We start from the raw sequence: 13,520 nt of genomic DNA on the forward strand, positions 1-13,520 counted from the left end.
CCGGCAGGGCCGGGGTGCGGGCGATGGCCCGGGGCGGGGTGGCCGGGATCGCCGGCGCCGGACTCGCCGCGGTCGCCGGGATCGGCGTCACCTGGCTGGCCGCCCGCGGCCTCGGCCCGAACGGGCCGGCGCGTTCTTCGCCGCCACCGCCCTCTTCGTGCTGGTCGGCGCGGTCGCCAAGCTCGGCACCCAGACCGGGCTGGTCTACTGGCCGGCCCGACTGCGGGCCCGGGGCCAGGGGCACCTGCTCGGCAGCTGCCTGCGGGCCGGCCTCACCCCGGTCGCCGGCGTCTCCGCCGTCCTCGGCGCCGGACTGCTCGTCGCGGCGCCGGCGTTGGCCCGGCTGACCGCCGGCGGCGCCGGGCCGGACACCGTCGCCCAGCACACCGCCGGACTGCGGGTGCTGGCCGTCTTCGTACCGTTGGCCGCGTTCGCCGACGCGGCGCTCGCCGCGACCCGGGGTTACCGGCAGTTGCGGCCGACGCTGATGCTCGACCGGGTGGCCCGGCCGGTGCTCCAGCTCGCCGGGGTCGCGGCGGTCACCGTCGCCGCCGGGTCGCTGGCGGCGTACGCCCTCGCCTGGGCGCTGCCGTACCTGCCGGTCGCGGCCCTGGCCGGCTACGCCCTGGTCCGCACCCACCACACCACCGCCCCACCCCCCGGCGCCCCGCCCCCGCTTCCGCCCCCGCCCCGCCCCCGGCCCCGGCCCGGCCCCGGCCCCGCCAAGATCCGCGTGATCAGGGAGTACGTCGCACGGCGCGCCGGCGACACGCCCGATTTGGTCCCTGATCACGCGGATCTTGGGGGCGGGGGCGGGGGGAAGGCGGGTGGAGAGGGCCGTGTGGCGGGGTTCTGGGGGTTCGGCTGGCCGCGGGCGCTCGGGAGTGTGGGGCAGTTGGCTCTGCAGCGGGTCGATCTGCTGCTCGTGGCCGGGCTCGGCGGGCTCGGGGCGGCGGCGCTGTACGCGGTCGCCGGACGGTTCGTCGTGCTCGGACAACTCGCCAACCAGGGGATCTCGCAGTCCGTACAGCCCCGGCTCGCCGAGGCGCTGGCCATCGGCGACCGGGCCGCGGCGAACCGGCTCTACCAGGTGGCCACCGGCTGGCTGGTCCTCGCCACGTGGCCGCTCTACCTGCTGCTGCTCTCGTACGCCCCGCTCTACCTCGGCTTCTTCGGCGACGCCTATCGCGACGGCGGTCCGATCGTCGCCGTACTCGCCGGTGCCATGCTGCTGTCCACCGGGTGCGGCATGGTCGACATGGTGCTGGCGATGGCCGGCCGCACGAGCTGGAACCTGGCCAACGTCGCGGTCGCGCTGGGCGTGACCGTCGCGCTGGACCTCGCCCTCATCCCCCGCCTCGGCGCGCTCGGCGCCGCGATCGGACTGGCCGCCGCCGTCGCCGTCAACAACCTGCTGCCGCTGGCCCAGGTCGGCCTGGCGCTCGGGCTGCACCCGTTCGGGCGCGGCACGCTGACCGCCGCGGCGCTCGCGGTCGGCTGTTTCGGCGTACTGCCGAGGATCTTCGTGGCGGTGGCCGGCACCGGTCCGGCGGCCACGTTCGCGGCCGTCGTCACGGCCACCGGCGTGTACCTGGCCGGCGCGCGGTTGCTGCGTGGCCCGCTCGCCCTGGACGCCCTCCGCCGTCGCGGCCGGCCCCGTCCCGCCCCGGCACCACGGCCCGTGCCCGGGACCCGCCCGACCCCGAACTGATCCGACCCGATCCCGACCGACACCGACCCGACCCGACCCGACCTGATCCGACCTGACCTGATCCGACCTGACCTGATCCGAAATCGAATCGAGGAGCAGCAAGTTGCGCAACGACTACGCCGAAGTCTTCCAGGACACCGCCGCCGTCGAACGGTACGAGGCCGTCGAGTACGCCCCGGACGGCTACGCGGCGGCGATCAACCGGCGGCAGCGCGCGTACCTGCGCGATCTGGTCGGGCGGTCGTTCGTGGCCCGCCGGCCGGTGCAGCACGACTTCGCCTGCGGGACCGGGCGGGCCCTGCGGGCGCTGCACGGCATGGTGCGCGGGGCGCACGGCTACGACTCGTCGCCGGCGATGCTGGCCAAGGCCGACGACCTGGGCGCCCTCGCCGAACTGCACCGGGTCGACGCGGCCGGGCCGGTGCCGACCCCGGTGGCGACCGACTCGCCGGCGATCGTCACCGTGTTCCGGCTGCTGCTGAACGTCGGTGACGACGTACGGGAACGGGCGATCGCGTTCGCGGCACGGGTGCTGCCGCACCAGGAGGCCGGGCTGCTGGTGGTGGAGAACCACGGCAACCGGGGCTCGGCCCGGCACCTGCGGCACCGCCGCCACGCGGGCGAGCCGTGGTTCGCCGAACTGTCCCACGAGGAGGTGACCGCGCTGCTGGCCCGGTACGGGTTCAGCGTCGTGGAGCGGCGCGGTTTCTCGCTGCTGACCCGGGGCTGGTACGACCGCCGCTGGCTGCGCCCCTTCGCCACCGTGGTCGACGACGTGGCGACCCGCGTCCCGGCCCTGAGCCGCTACTGCGTGAACGTCCTCTACGTGGCCCGTCGCACCGCCCCCCACGTGGCCCCGCCAGCGGTGCACCCGCCCCACCCCGACGCCACCACCTGGTAGCCCATGATCCGCGTGATCAGGGAGTACGTCGTGCGTGTCGCCGGCGCGCCGTGCCGCCCACTCCCTGATCACGCGGATCTTCATCCGCGCCGAAAGACGGTTCGTACGCGCCACAGCGCAAGGAGTCTCGATGCACAACTGGTTCAGGGGTGCGGTCGTGGTGCTCGCCGCCGCGCTGGCCGGGTGTACGGCACCGCCGCCGGGCCCGGAGCCCACCGCCGCCCCGACGGGTATCGCCACCGACCCCGGCCCGTACGACAGCGGCCCGGTCGCCGCCCCCGCCACCGGCGCGAGGCTCGGCGCCTGGGTCAAGCCCCGGGTCTGGGGCCAGGACGGGCGGCGGGCGGCCGTCACCGGGTACGAGGAGTCGCTCGACCGGTCACTCGACATCGTCAACACCTACCGGCGGTTCGACGAGAAGTTCCTCACCCTGACCGACCGGGAGTTCATGGCCCGTGGCGTCACCGTCATGCTCAGCTGGGCGTCCGGCGACACGAGGTCCATCGTGGAGGGCCACCACGACGACCTGATCCGGGCCCAGGCCCGCCGGGTACGCGCCGCGCAGCGCCCGGTGCTGCTGCGCTACCGCTGGGAGATGGACCGGCCGAACCTGCGGGCCACCATGTGGTCGGGGGCGGACTTCGTCGCGGCCTGGCGGCACACCCGGCGGATTTTCGACGAGGAGCGGGTCACCAACGCCTCGTGGGTGTGGTGTCCGACCGCCGAGGGGTTCGTCCGGGGCGACGCACCGGACTTCTATCCCGGTGACGACGCCGTCGACTGGACCTGCGTGGACGTGTACGCCGGCCAGCGGTTCCGGTCGCTCGCCGAACTGATGGACCCGTTCCTGCGCTGGGCCGCGGCCCGGCCGAAGCCGATCATCGTGGGTGAGTTCGGGGTGGCCCGGGAGTGGGGCTCGGCGGGCCGGGCAGCCTGGCTGCGGGACGCGGCCGTGCTGTTCAAGGCAAACCCGCAGATCAAGGCGGTCGCGTATTTCGAGTCGGATCCGGACGGCAACCCGCCCAAGGGGCAGTTCCAGCTCTCCGACGACCCGCCGGCCTTCGCCGCGTTCACCGAACTGGCCCGTGACCCGTACTTCAACCCGGCCGGCTGAGCGACCCGGGTGCCGACACGGGCGGCACCCGGGCACGGTCACGCCACGGGCGGCACCCGGGGCACGGTCATGCGACCTGGCGGCACCCGGGGCACGGTCAGCGAGCCGGCAGCGGCACCGCCCGGCTCCGCGTCACCCGGCCGGCGGCCGGACGGTGGGCGACCAGGTGCCGGGCCGCCGCCGTCGTGGCCAGCAGCCGCAGTGCGTACGGGGCGTCGTGGCGCAGGTAGCGGCCGGCCAGCCGGCGCGGTTCGGTGCCGAGCCGGTGCGCCCACTCCAGACCGGACCGCTGCATCCACGACGGGGCCCGCCGCTGGTCGCCGGCCGCGAAGTTGACCGCCGCGCCGCAGCCGAGGAACCAGGCCGCCGGCAACTGTGCGCGCAGTCGGTCGATGACCCGTTCCTGTTTGGGAAAGCCGAGCCCGACCAGCACGAGGTCGGGTCGGGCGGCCACCACCTCGGCGCAGACCCGGTCGAGTCGGACGGGATCGCGGTCGAAGCCGTACCCGGGGCTCAGCGTGCCGGCCACCCGCAGTCCGGGGCAGCCGGCGGTGACCCGCCGGGCGGCCCGGACGGCACCCGCGGCGGACCCGGCGCCCGGCGGATCGCCGCCGAGGATGAAGATCGAACGGCCGTCCAGCCCGAGCCCGTACGAGAGCGACCAGAGCAGGCTGGAGCCGGCTACCCGCTCCGGCAGCGGACTGCCGGCGAGCTGGCTGGCCCACACCAGGGGCATGCCGTCGGCGACGACCAGGGTGGCGTCGGCGAGGTGGGCGCGTACGCCGGGGTCGGTCCGTGCCTGCCGGAGGATGTCGACGTTGGGGGTGATGATCCGGCCGCCGGCTCCCCGGCGCAGCGCGTCGCGGACCATCGCGACCACCCGGTCCTCGGTGAGTGCGTCGAAGTCGGTACCTCCGACGTTTATCCGACGAAACGTTGCGTACAGCCCCAAACCAAGCTCCCCACCGGTCGATCGCTCGTTATACCAACGAAACGAGCGAAGGCGGTTAAAAGTGGCAGTAGTTCTGTTTGTCGGTGGATTAGGACGAAGTGGCACAACACTCGTCGAGCGCCTGATGGGTGAACTGCCCGGTGTATGTGCTCTGGGCGAGGTCGTACACCTCTGGCAGCGCGACGTCCGCGACGACGAACGCTGCGGATGCGGCGCCCCCTTCTCGGCCTGCCGGTTCTGGCAACTCGTCGGCGAACGCGCCTTCGGCGGCTGGCACCGGGTCGACGTCTACCGGGTGCTGGCGCTGAAGGAGGCCGTCGAGCGGACCCGGCACATCCCCCGGCTCGCCGGCAGCCGGCTCCCCGACGACCTGCGCGGCCTCGTCGAGGAGTACGCCGGTTACTACCGGGCGATCTACACCGCCGCCGCCGAGGTCTCCGGTGCGACCGTCGTCGTCGACTCCTCCAAGCACAGCGCGCTCGCCCACTGCCTGCGCTGGGCGCCCGACATCGACCTGCGGGTCGCCCACGTCGTACGCGACGCGCGCGGGGTCGCGTACTCGTGGACGAAGACCGTCGGCCGGCCGGAGACCGACGGCGCCGACACCATGACCCGGTACGCCCCCGGGCGCTCCGCCCTGCTCTGGAACGCGCACAACGCCGCCTTCGGACTGCTCGCCCGGCGCGGCGTGCCCGTTCTGCGGGTCCGGTACGAGCAACTGGTCGGCGCGCCGGTCGACGAACTGCGCCGGCTCGCCGCGTTCACCGGCGTCGACCTGTCCGGCGCCGACCTCGGCTTCGTCACCGGCACGTACGCCGACCTGCGGGTCGGGCACAGCGCCGCCGGCAATCCGATGCGGTTCGAGGTGGGCCGGATCCCGCTGCGGCACGACGACACCTGGATGGCCGCCCTGCCACCGGGACAACGGCGGCTCGTCGGCGCGGTCTGCGCGCCGCTGCTGCGCGCGTACGGCTATCCGCTGCGCGCGACGGGCACGGCGGGTACCGGGGTGGCCACGACGCCGGGCGACCCGCGGTGATCGCCTGGCCGTCGGTCGGCGTGGTCGTACCGACCCGGGACCGTCCCGAACTGCTGCGCCGGACGCTGGCGAGCGTGCGCGCGCAGGACTATCCCGGCCGGCTGCGGGTGGTCGTCGTGTTCGACCGGAGCGCCCCGGACTACCTGCTGGCCACCACCGACGGGGTACCGGTGATGGTGCTCGGCAACTGCCGTACCCCCGGCCTCGCCGGCGCCCGGAACACCGCGATCGCGGCCCTGGACACCGACCTGGTCGCGTTCTGCGACGACGACGACCAATGGGCGCCGGGCAAGCTGCGCCGCCAGGTGGCCGCCCTGGCCGCCGCCGGATCCGGCGCCGAGTTCGCGACCTGCGCCATCGAGGTCGAGTACGACGGCCGGCGCACCCCCCGGCTCGCCGGACTCGACCGGGTCACCGTGGACCGGTTGGCCCGGTCCCGGATGGCGATGCTGCACTCGTCGAGTTTCCTGGTCGAACGCGCCGCGCTGACCGACCCCGACCGGATCGGCCTGGTCGCCGAGGACGCGCCCGGCAGCCAGAACGAGGACTGGGACCTGCTGCTGCGCGCCGCCCGCCGGTCGCCCGTCGTCCACGTCGACGAGCCGCTGGTACGGGTGCTGTGGGGCCGCACGTCGCACTACGCCTACGAGTACGCCACCAAGATCTCGTCGCTGCGCTGGATGATGGCCCGGCACCCGGAGATCAGCGGGTGCCGTCCGGGCGCGGCCCGGGTCTACGGGCAGCTGGCGTGCTGGTCGGCCGCCACCGGCAACCGGGGCGAGGCGTGGCGGTGGACCCGGGAGGCGGTGCGGTCCAACTGGCGGGAGCCGCGGGCGGCGATCGCCCTCGCCGCGATCACCGGGCGGTACGGGTGGAGAACGTGCTGGCCACCCTGCACCGGCGCGGTCGCGGCATCTGACCCCACCGGCTCGCCGACGTTCACACCGGCCCGGCGTTCCCACTCCGCGACACGGCGACTAGTGTGCGTATCTGTTGGATTACGTTTGAATCTGGGGGCCAGCGGATGTTCGAATCCGGGAGTCGACGATGAAGCGCACGATGGTCCGGCTCGCCGACGGCCGCGACCTCATCTACTACGACGAACGCGACGACGCCGTACGCGAGGGGCCCGACCGGCGCGACCTGCCGCCGCCACCACCCGCCTCGGAACTGCGCTACGACCCGCTGCTCGACGAATGGGTGGCGATCGCCACCCACCGGCAGACCCGCATCTTCCTGCCGCCCACCGACCAGTGCCCGCTGTGTCCGTCCACACCGGACCAGTCGTCGGAGATCCCGGCGTACGACTACGACGTCGCCGTCTTCGAGAACCGGTTCCCGTCGCTGAGCGTCCGCACCGGCGAGCCGGGCGACGACCCGACGCCGTACACCCCGACCCGGCCCGCTCTGGGGCGCTGCGAGGTCGTCTGCTTCACCGCCGACCACCACGCGTCGTTCGCCACGCTGCCCCCGTCGCGGGTCCGCACCGTGCTCGACGCGCTCGCCGACCGCACCGGCGAACTGTCCGAACTACCCGGCGTCGAGCAGGTGTTCTGCTTCGAGAACCGGGGCGTCGAAATCGGCGTCACCCTGCACCACCCGCACGGCCAGATCTACGCGTACCCGTTCGTCACCCCCCGCACGCGGGCGATGACGGCCGCCGCCCGCCGGCACGCCGAGCGCACCGGCGGACGCAACCTGTTCGCCGACGTGCTCGCCGCCGAACGGGCCGCCGGCGACCGGGTCGTCGCGGCGAACGCGCACTGGACCGCGTACGTCCCCGCCGCCGCCCGCTGGCCGTTCGAGGTGCACGTCGCGCCGCACCGGCAGGTGCCCGACCTGCCCGCCCTCGACGACGCCGAACGGGCCGCCTTCGGCCCGCTCTACCTCGACCTCCTACGCCGCTTCGACCGGCTCTTCGACAAGCCGATGCCGTACATCTCGGCCTGGCACCAGGCCCCGGTACGCGTCGACCGCGACCTCGGCTACCTGCACCTTCAACTGTTCAGCGTCCGGCGGGCCGTCGACAAGCTGAAGTATCTCGCCGGCTCCGAGTCGGCGATGGGCGTCTTCATCAACGACATCCGTCCCGAGCAGGCCGCGGCCATGCTGCGCCAACTGGCCGACCGGCCCTAGGTCTCCGGCCGGCGGACTCCGGCGCCCGACCGGCGGGCCAGGTGTCCGACCGGCGGCTAGGTGTCCAGCCGGCGGGCCAGGTAGAGCGCCGTGGCCATGCTGACGACGATCCGCTCCCCCAGCACGTCGGTGACCGCGCGGAACAGCCCGGCCCGGGTGTCCTCGTCGAGCAGGCGGTAGGCGGACTGGGTGGACAGGTTCGCCGTGTAGTCCTGCGCCGTCAGGGTCCGCTCCCAGCGGTAGAGGCGCTCGGACAGGTCACCGAACTCGGTCCGGGCCACCAGTTCCTCGCGTGGCCAGGCGGCCGCGAGCGGCGAGTCGTGGACCGGTTCGACGTCGGGCAGGATCTGTGGCGCGTGCGCCCGGTGGACTTCGAGCAGCGCCGCCGTCACCTCCGGGTCGGCCGGCCGGTCGCCGTTCCAGAAGAGGGCGAGCGTCCCGCCCGGGGCCAGCGCCGCGGCCGCCCGCCGCCACCGTGACGCCGGGTCGGTCCAGTGCCAGGCCTGGGCACTGAACAACAGGCCGTACGGCCGATCCGGCCGGTGGTCCTCGAAGGCGGTGACCGCCACCGTGACGTCCGGCCGACCCGCGACGCGGCGGCGCAGCACCTCGGCCATCGCCTCGTCGGGTTCGATCGCGGTGAGAGCCACCCCGCGCTCGGCGAACGCGACGGTCGCCTTGCCCGTGCCGGCGCCGACCTCCAGGGCGGGCGCGCCGGCGAGCCGGGCATGGTCGAGGACGTCGTCGACGAGCGCCGTCGGATAGCCGGGCCGGATCCGGTCGTACTCGTCGGCCACCTCACCGAACACCCTGGCCCGAACCCGTTCCGCCATGGCGACACCGTACGGCAACACGCTCGTTCCGGGGGTACGCGTGACGCCTTCGGCGCAATTCATGACTTGTCAGCACCTGGATCACATTGCCGATAGCCATTTATTTTCATCATTGCCCGGCAAGGATAGCCGTCACTAGGGTCGACTCACCCGACCACAGAATGGAGCGGCCCATGAAGCGCCCTCGCATTCGTTCCGTCCTTGCCAGCGTCGCCGCCTGCGTGGTCGCGGCGGCGACGTTCACGCTCGCCGGGGCCACCCCCGCCGCCGCGATCGGCCAGGAAACCTTCGGCTGCCGCATCGCACCAGGGGTCGTGCTGACCTGGAACACGTACTGCACCAACAGCGCGCCGGCCAGCACCTACAACGCCGGTTTCGCCGTACAGAACACGTCCGGCAGCTACACCTTCTCCTGGAGCATCAGCGGCCCCTACCAGTCGATCAACACCGGCTGCACCGCGACCTCGTCCTCCTGCTCGGTCTGGGTGGCCAATTCCGACGCGACGATCGTCGCGACCGTCACCTACACCCAGAACGGACAGAGCCGGACCCAGACCTCCTACGCCACGATCAACCGTTACTGCGGGAGTCAGCTCTGCTGAGCGAGCGGTCAGGGCTGCGGGGGCCCGGGACAGGGCCCCCCGCATCGGGAAGGGACGACAGGCTGTGCATCACAGCCGGGGAACTGGCCGGCCGGCGTCCCGGTCGGGCGTCCTCGACCGGCTCCGCTCCCCGGACACGACTGGCATCGCATCCACTCCATACAACGACGGCGGCGCATTCGCGGTAACGCCCGGTATCGATCGCTGGCAGCGTCCGACCTCGCCCCTGGCGCCGGAACGGCGCCCACGGACAGCGCGGCAGAAAGCACGAAAATGCCCGCCGGCGAACCGCCGGCGGGCATTTCCCGAGGTGCTGGTCAGGCGCCGAGCTTGCGCGCCAGGTTCTCGTCGAGCGCGTTCATGAACTCGTCGGTGGTGAGCCACGGGGCGTCGCGGGAGATGAGCAGCGCGAGGTCCTTGGTCATCTGACCGCCTTCGACGGTCTCGATGCAGACCTGCTCGAGAGTGTTGGCGAAGTCGGTGACCGCCGGGGTGTTGTCGAGCTTGCCGCGGTGGGCGAGGCCCCGGGTCCAGGCGAAGATCGAGGCGATCGGGTTGGTCGAGGTCTTCTCGCCCTTCTGCCACTGCCGGTAGTGCCGGGTGACGGTGCCGTGCGCGGCCTCGGCCTCGACGGTACGGCCGTCCGGGGTCATCAGGACCGACGTCATCAGACCGAGCGAGCCGAAGCCCTGGGCGACGGTGTCGGACTGGACGTCACCGTCGTAGTTCTTGCAGGCCCAGACGAAGCCGCCCTCCCACTTCAGCGCGGCGGCGACCATGTCGTCGATGAGCCGGTGCTCGTAGGTAATGCCGGCGGCGTCGAACTCGGCCTTGAACTCGGCCTCGAAGACCTCGGCGAAGATGTCCTTGAAGCGGCCGTCGTAGGCCTTCAGGATGGTGTTCTTCGTCGACAGGTAGACCGGGTAGCCGCGGTCCAGCCCGTAGCGCATGGAGGCCCGGGCGAAGTCGCGGATCGACTCGTCGAAGTTGTACATGCCCATCGCGACGCCGCCGCCGGAGAAGTTGGCGACCTCCATCTCGATCGGGGCGCCACCGTCGGCCGGGGTGTAGGTGACGGTGACCGAGCCGGGGCCGGGTACGACGAAGTCGGTGGCCTTGTACTGGTCGCCGTGGGCGTGCCGGCCGATGATGATCGGCTTGGTCCAGCCCGGGACGAGCCGCGGCACGTTGGACATGATGATCGGCTCGCGGAAGACGACGCCGCCGAGGATGTTGCGGATGGTGCCGTTCGGCGACCGCCACATCTTCTTGAGGCCGAACTCCTCGACGCGGGCCTCGTCGGGGGTGATGGTGGCGCACTTGACGCCGACGCCGTGCCGCTTGATGGCGTTCGCGGAGTCGATGGTCACCTGGTCGTCGGTCTGGTCACGGTACTGGATCGACAGGTCGTAGTAGTCGAGTTCGACGTCGAGGTAGGGCAGGATCAACTGCTCCCGGATCTGCTTCCAGATGATCCGGGTCATCTCGTCGCCGTCGAGTTCGACGACCGGGTTCGCTACCTTGATCTTCGCCATCGGCCGGCGCTCCTCTCGGGAACCTCAGTGCTAGCAGTACGAGCGTACTGGATGCACGTGAGGGCGCTCAGGCAGGTCCGGCAAGCAGGCGTGAACCCGCATCGGCGACCACGGGACACGGCGCCCTAGCGGCCGGCCCGCACCGCGTCGTAGCAGCCGTATCTGTTGCACCCCAGGCTGTGCTGGGAAGCGGACTCCCCAGGCCGGAGACCCGACCCCGCGGCGCCGAGGGCCAGTGCGGCCAACGCGCAGCCGAGCACGACGACGGTACGGATCCTGCGCATGGCGCCTCCCGGGGCAGACATCGGCGACCGTCACGATATGGCCGCCCGGCGCCGCACTGAAGACCTCGCGCCAGGGCGGGATGGGCGCCATCCGCACAACCCGCTCATCAGCCGAAACCCGGCCGGAAACGACGGACCGCCGCACCCCGGGCGGGGTACGGCGGTCCGGTCGGCGGATCACATGCCCGCGACGTCCTGCTGCTTGGCGCGTACGGCCTCGGCGGCGGCCTTGAGGTCGGCCAGCTCGTTGTCGGTCAGCTTGGTCTCGACGACCTTCTTGACGCCCTCGGCGCCGATCTCGGCCTCGACACCGAGGTAGACGCCGGAGATGCCGTACTCGCCGTCGACCCAGGCGCAGACCGGCATGACCGCGCCGGAGTCCTCCGCGACGGCCTTCGCCATCCGGGCGGCGGCGGCCGACGGGGCGTAGTAGGCGGAACCCGTCTTGAGCAGGGCCACCACCTCGGCGCCACCGTTGCGGGTCCGGACGACCAGCTCCTCGATCTTGTCGGCGGGAAGCACCTCGGCCAGCGGCTTGCCGTTCACGCTGCTCTGCGACGGTACGGGGACCATGGTGTCGCCGTGCGAGCCGAGGGTCAGGGTCTTGACGGTGTTGACCGGTACGGCGAGCGTCTCGGCGACGAAGTTGGTGAAGCGGGCGGTGTCGAGCATGCCGGCCTGGCCGAGCACCCGGTTCTTCGGGAACTGGGTGGCGAGCTGGGCCAGCGCGGTCATCTCGTCGAGCGGGTTGGAGACGACGATGACGACGGCATTCGGGGCGTACTTGGCGACGTTCTCCGCCACGCTCCGTACGATCTTGGCGTTGACCTCGAGCAGGTCCATCCGGCTCATGCCGGGCTTGCGGGGCAGGCCGGCGGTGATGACGACGACGTCGGAGCCCTCGATCGCCTCGTAGCCCTCGCCGTTCGGGCCGGTGGTCGCACCGACGATCTTGGTCTCGAAGCCCTCGATCGACCGGGACTGGTTGAGGTCGAGGGCGAGGCCCTCGGGCTTGCCCTCGACGATGTCGGTGAGCACGACCGTGTCGAAGACGTCGTACTCGGCGAGGCGCTGCGCGGTCGTCGAGCCGTAGAAGCCGGCGCCGACGACGGTGACCTTCTTGCCCATGGTCGTCTCACTCTCTGATACCGGAAGGCTTGTTTGGGCGGACCGTACCAGTCAGGGTGGTGCCCCGCCGGGCTAGGGGCACAGGCCGTTGACTGGGTCACCCGTGCCGGTCCATAGAAACACGTCGCTGACCCAGCTTCCGTCGGTCAGTTTGTTCCACAGGTCGCTGCTGTACCCGCTCCGGCCCACGTGACGCGTACCCCGGGCCGAACACTCGACGGTGACCGTCGTGCCGTCGAGGACCGTGCCCACGACGGGATGGCCGGCCCCGGGTCCGGAGCGGCGGTTCAGCACCGTACCGCCGTCGGTGTCGACGACGCCCTGTGTGAATCCGAGCACACCGTGGTTGTGGAGGGTGCCGCCGACACCGACCCGCCGCGACCCGTGCCAGGCCGAGCCGCTGTAGTCGGCACCCGAGGCCGAGATGACCCACTTGCCGAAGTTGTAGCGGTCGATCGGCACGTACGCGTTGTTCCGGCGCAGCGAGAAGTGCACGTGCGCGCCGGTGGAGGAGCCGCCGCAGGAGACGTCGTTGCCGATGTTGCCGAGGAAGTCGCCCTCCTTGACCGCCTTGCCGTCGGCCGAGATGTTGCCCTGGAGGTGGTAGTAGTCGGTGGCGAGGCCGCGGTCGTGCACTACCCGGATCCAGCCCCTGCCGGAGCCGCACATGGTGTACGCCAGCCCACCACGGACGGCCAGCACCCGGCCGTCACCGCCGGCGAAGTCGACCGAACTGCGTACGCCACCGCTCATTGGGTGCGGGCCGCCGGTGTAGCGCCACGACTGGCCGGTCGCCCACGGCAGCCGCATCCCGGTGCGCCGGTCGGACGGGTTCGTCGACAGCGGGCCGGCCTCGGACCGCCCGCCGGCCCCGGCAAGGACCCGGCGCTCCTCCTCGTGCAGGATCTCGGACCCCGCGCTGAGCTCGGCGAACGTGGGCTCACCCTCGACCGCGACCCGCCAGGCACCAGCCTCGCGCCGGGCCACGAAGAGCCACCCCGTGGGGTACGCGCCGGCGGCCTCCGGGGCCCGTACGACCACGCTGCCGAAGCCGTGCTCGTCGGTGCTCCGCGCGGCGACGACGACGTCGGGGTCCGGGGCGGCGACGGACCGGGCCGGTCCACCCTGCCGCTGCTCGGCATGCCACTGCTCGGTGCGAAGCGGCCCGTCCCGCAGGTGGGCGGCGACCGCGGCGGCGAGGTCGGCGGGTGTTGCGGCGTGCACCGGCACCGGGATGCCGGCGACCAGCACGATGACTACAAAAGACGCGATAGGGGTTCGCATC

The 13,520-nt window shown here is 72.4% G+C and carries 12 protein-coding genes and 1 pseudogene; 7 read left to right on the forward strand and 6 right to left on the reverse strand.

All coding sequences use genetic code 11. From position 1 onward, the window contains the following. Window positions 1-157 precede the first annotated feature (157 nt). The 3 genes from Prubr_RS07155 to Prubr_RS07165 all read left to right on the forward strand — a co-directional run bounded on the left by Prubr_RS07155 (window position 158) and on the right by Prubr_RS07165 (window position 3,726). Window positions 158-1,711 (forward strand): lipopolysaccharide biosynthesis protein, encoded by a 1,554-nt coding sequence (locus Prubr_RS07155; protein ID WP_246568415.1) that lies wholly within the window; start codon window positions 158-160, stop codon window positions 1,709-1,711. Window positions 1,712-1,814: 103 nt separating this feature from the next. Beyond that, complete coding sequence (locus Prubr_RS07160) at window positions 1,815-2,612, forward strand: class I SAM-dependent methyltransferase (RefSeq protein WP_212822766.1); 798 nt, start codon at window positions 1,815-1,817, stop codon at window positions 2,610-2,612. Window positions 2,613-2,742: 130 nt separating this feature from the next. Next, window positions 2,743-3,726, forward strand: coding sequence for a glycosyl hydrolase (locus Prubr_RS07165; protein WP_212822768.1), 984 nt, complete (start codon window positions 2,743-2,745; stop codon window positions 3,724-3,726). Window positions 3,727-3,823: 97 nt separating this feature from the next. Here the strand turns inward: Prubr_RS07165 and Prubr_RS07170 are convergent, their stop codons facing one another. Continuing rightward, complete coding sequence (locus Prubr_RS07170) at window positions 3,824-4,678, reverse strand: WecB/TagA/CpsF family glycosyltransferase (RefSeq protein WP_246568417.1); 855 nt, start codon at window positions 4,676-4,678, stop codon at window positions 3,824-3,826. 61 nt (window positions 4,679-4,739) lie between these two features. On the opposite strand from Prubr_RS07170, the gene Prubr_RS07175 reads away from it, so the two are divergent. The 3 genes and pseudogenes from Prubr_RS07175 (at window position 4,740) to galT (ending at window position 7,853) form a co-directional block, all read left to right on the forward strand. Beyond that, window positions 4,740-5,717 (forward strand): sulfotransferase, encoded by a 978-nt coding sequence (locus Prubr_RS07175; RefSeq protein WP_212822770.1) that lies wholly within the window; start codon window positions 4,740-4,742, stop codon window positions 5,715-5,717. Beyond that, window positions 5,717-6,636: pseudogene (locus Prubr_RS07180) on the forward strand (glycosyltransferase family 2 protein). Before Prubr_RS07175 ends, Prubr_RS07180 begins: the two are co-directional and overlap by 1 nt. Before the next feature lie 128 nt (window positions 6,637-6,764). Beyond that, on the forward strand, window positions 6,765-7,853 hold the full coding sequence (galT, locus tag Prubr_RS07185; RefSeq protein WP_212822772.1) for a galactose-1-phosphate uridylyltransferase: 1,089 nt from the start codon (window positions 6,765-6,767) through the stop codon (window positions 7,851-7,853). Between the two features lie 56 nt (window positions 7,854-7,909). On the opposite strand, the gene Prubr_RS07190 is transcribed toward galT, so the two are convergent. Continuing rightward, a complete protein-coding gene (locus tag Prubr_RS07190) occupies window positions 7,910-8,686 on the reverse strand; it encodes a class I SAM-dependent methyltransferase (RefSeq protein ID WP_212822774.1) in 777 nt (258 codons plus the stop codon). Between the two features lie 173 nt (window positions 8,687-8,859). On the opposite strand from Prubr_RS07190, the gene Prubr_RS07195 reads away from it, so the two are divergent. Further along, window positions 8,860-9,288, forward strand: a complete 429-nt coding sequence (locus Prubr_RS07195) for a hypothetical protein (RefSeq protein ID WP_212822776.1) — start codon at window positions 8,860-8,862, stop codon at window positions 9,286-9,288. Window positions 9,289-9,605: 317 nt separating this feature from the next. Here Prubr_RS07195 and Prubr_RS07200 read toward each other — a convergent pair whose 3' ends face one another. The 4 genes from Prubr_RS07200 to Prubr_RS07215 all read right to left on the reverse strand — a co-directional run bounded on the left by Prubr_RS07200 (window position 9,606) and on the right by Prubr_RS07215 (window position 13,519). Then, window positions 9,606-10,823, reverse strand: a complete 1,218-nt coding sequence (locus Prubr_RS07200) for an NADP-dependent isocitrate dehydrogenase (RefSeq protein ID WP_212822778.1) — start codon at window positions 10,821-10,823, stop codon at window positions 9,606-9,608. A gap of 125 nt (window positions 10,824-10,948) precedes the next feature. Then, window positions 10,949-11,107 carry a hypothetical protein gene (locus Prubr_RS07205; RefSeq protein WP_212822780.1) on the reverse strand — a complete coding sequence of 53 codons (159 nt, stop codon included), beginning with the start codon at window positions 11,105-11,107 and terminating at the stop codon, window positions 10,949-10,951. 177 nt (window positions 11,108-11,284) lie between these two features. After that, entirely contained in the window at window positions 11,285-12,235 is a 951-nt protein-coding gene (mdh, locus tag Prubr_RS07210; RefSeq protein WP_212822782.1) for a malate dehydrogenase, read from the reverse strand. A 72-nt stretch (window positions 12,236-12,307) separates the two neighbouring features. Beyond that, window positions 12,308-13,519, reverse strand: a complete 1,212-nt coding sequence (locus tag Prubr_RS07215; protein ID WP_212822784.1) for a peptidoglycan DD-metalloendopeptidase family protein — start codon at window positions 13,517-13,519, stop codon at window positions 12,308-12,310. Between the last annotated feature and the right edge of the window lies 1 nt (window position 13,520).

It is taken from the genome of Polymorphospora rubra, from assembly GCF_018324255.1.
Taxonomy (GTDB): domain Bacteria; phylum Actinomycetota; class Actinomycetes; order Mycobacteriales; family Micromonosporaceae; genus Polymorphospora; species Polymorphospora rubra.

Excerpts from the sequence above, each read along its gene's own strand:
- Prubr_RS07165 (WP_212822768.1), top strand. The coding sequence starts at position 2,743 with ATGCACAACTGGTTCAGGGGTGCGGTCGTGGTGCTCGCCGCCGCGCTG.
- galT (WP_212822772.1), top strand. The coding sequence starts at position 6,765 with ATGAAGCGCACGATGGTCCGGCTCGCCGACGGCCGCGACCTCATCTAC.
- Prubr_RS07190 (WP_212822774.1), bottom strand. The coding sequence starts at position 8,686 with ATGGCGGAACGGGTTCGGGCCAGGGTGTTCGGTGAGGTGGCCGACGAG.
- Prubr_RS07195 (WP_212822776.1), top strand. The coding sequence starts at position 8,860 with ATGAAGCGCCCTCGCATTCGTTCCGTCCTTGCCAGCGTCGCCGCCTGC.
- Prubr_RS07200 (WP_212822778.1), bottom strand. The coding sequence starts at position 10,823 with ATGGCGAAGATCAAGGTAGCGAACCCGGTCGTCGAACTCGACGGCGAC.
- Prubr_RS07205 (WP_212822780.1), bottom strand. The coding sequence starts at position 11,107 with ATGCGCAGGATCCGTACCGTCGTCGTGCTCGGCTGCGCGTTGGCCGCA.
- mdh (WP_212822782.1), bottom strand. The coding sequence starts at position 12,235 with ATGGGCAAGAAGGTCACCGTCGTCGGCGCCGGCTTCTACGGCTCGACG.
- Prubr_RS07215 (WP_212822784.1), bottom strand. The coding sequence starts at position 13,519 with ATGCGAACCCCTATCGCGTCTTTTGTAGTCATCGTGCTGGTCGCCGGC.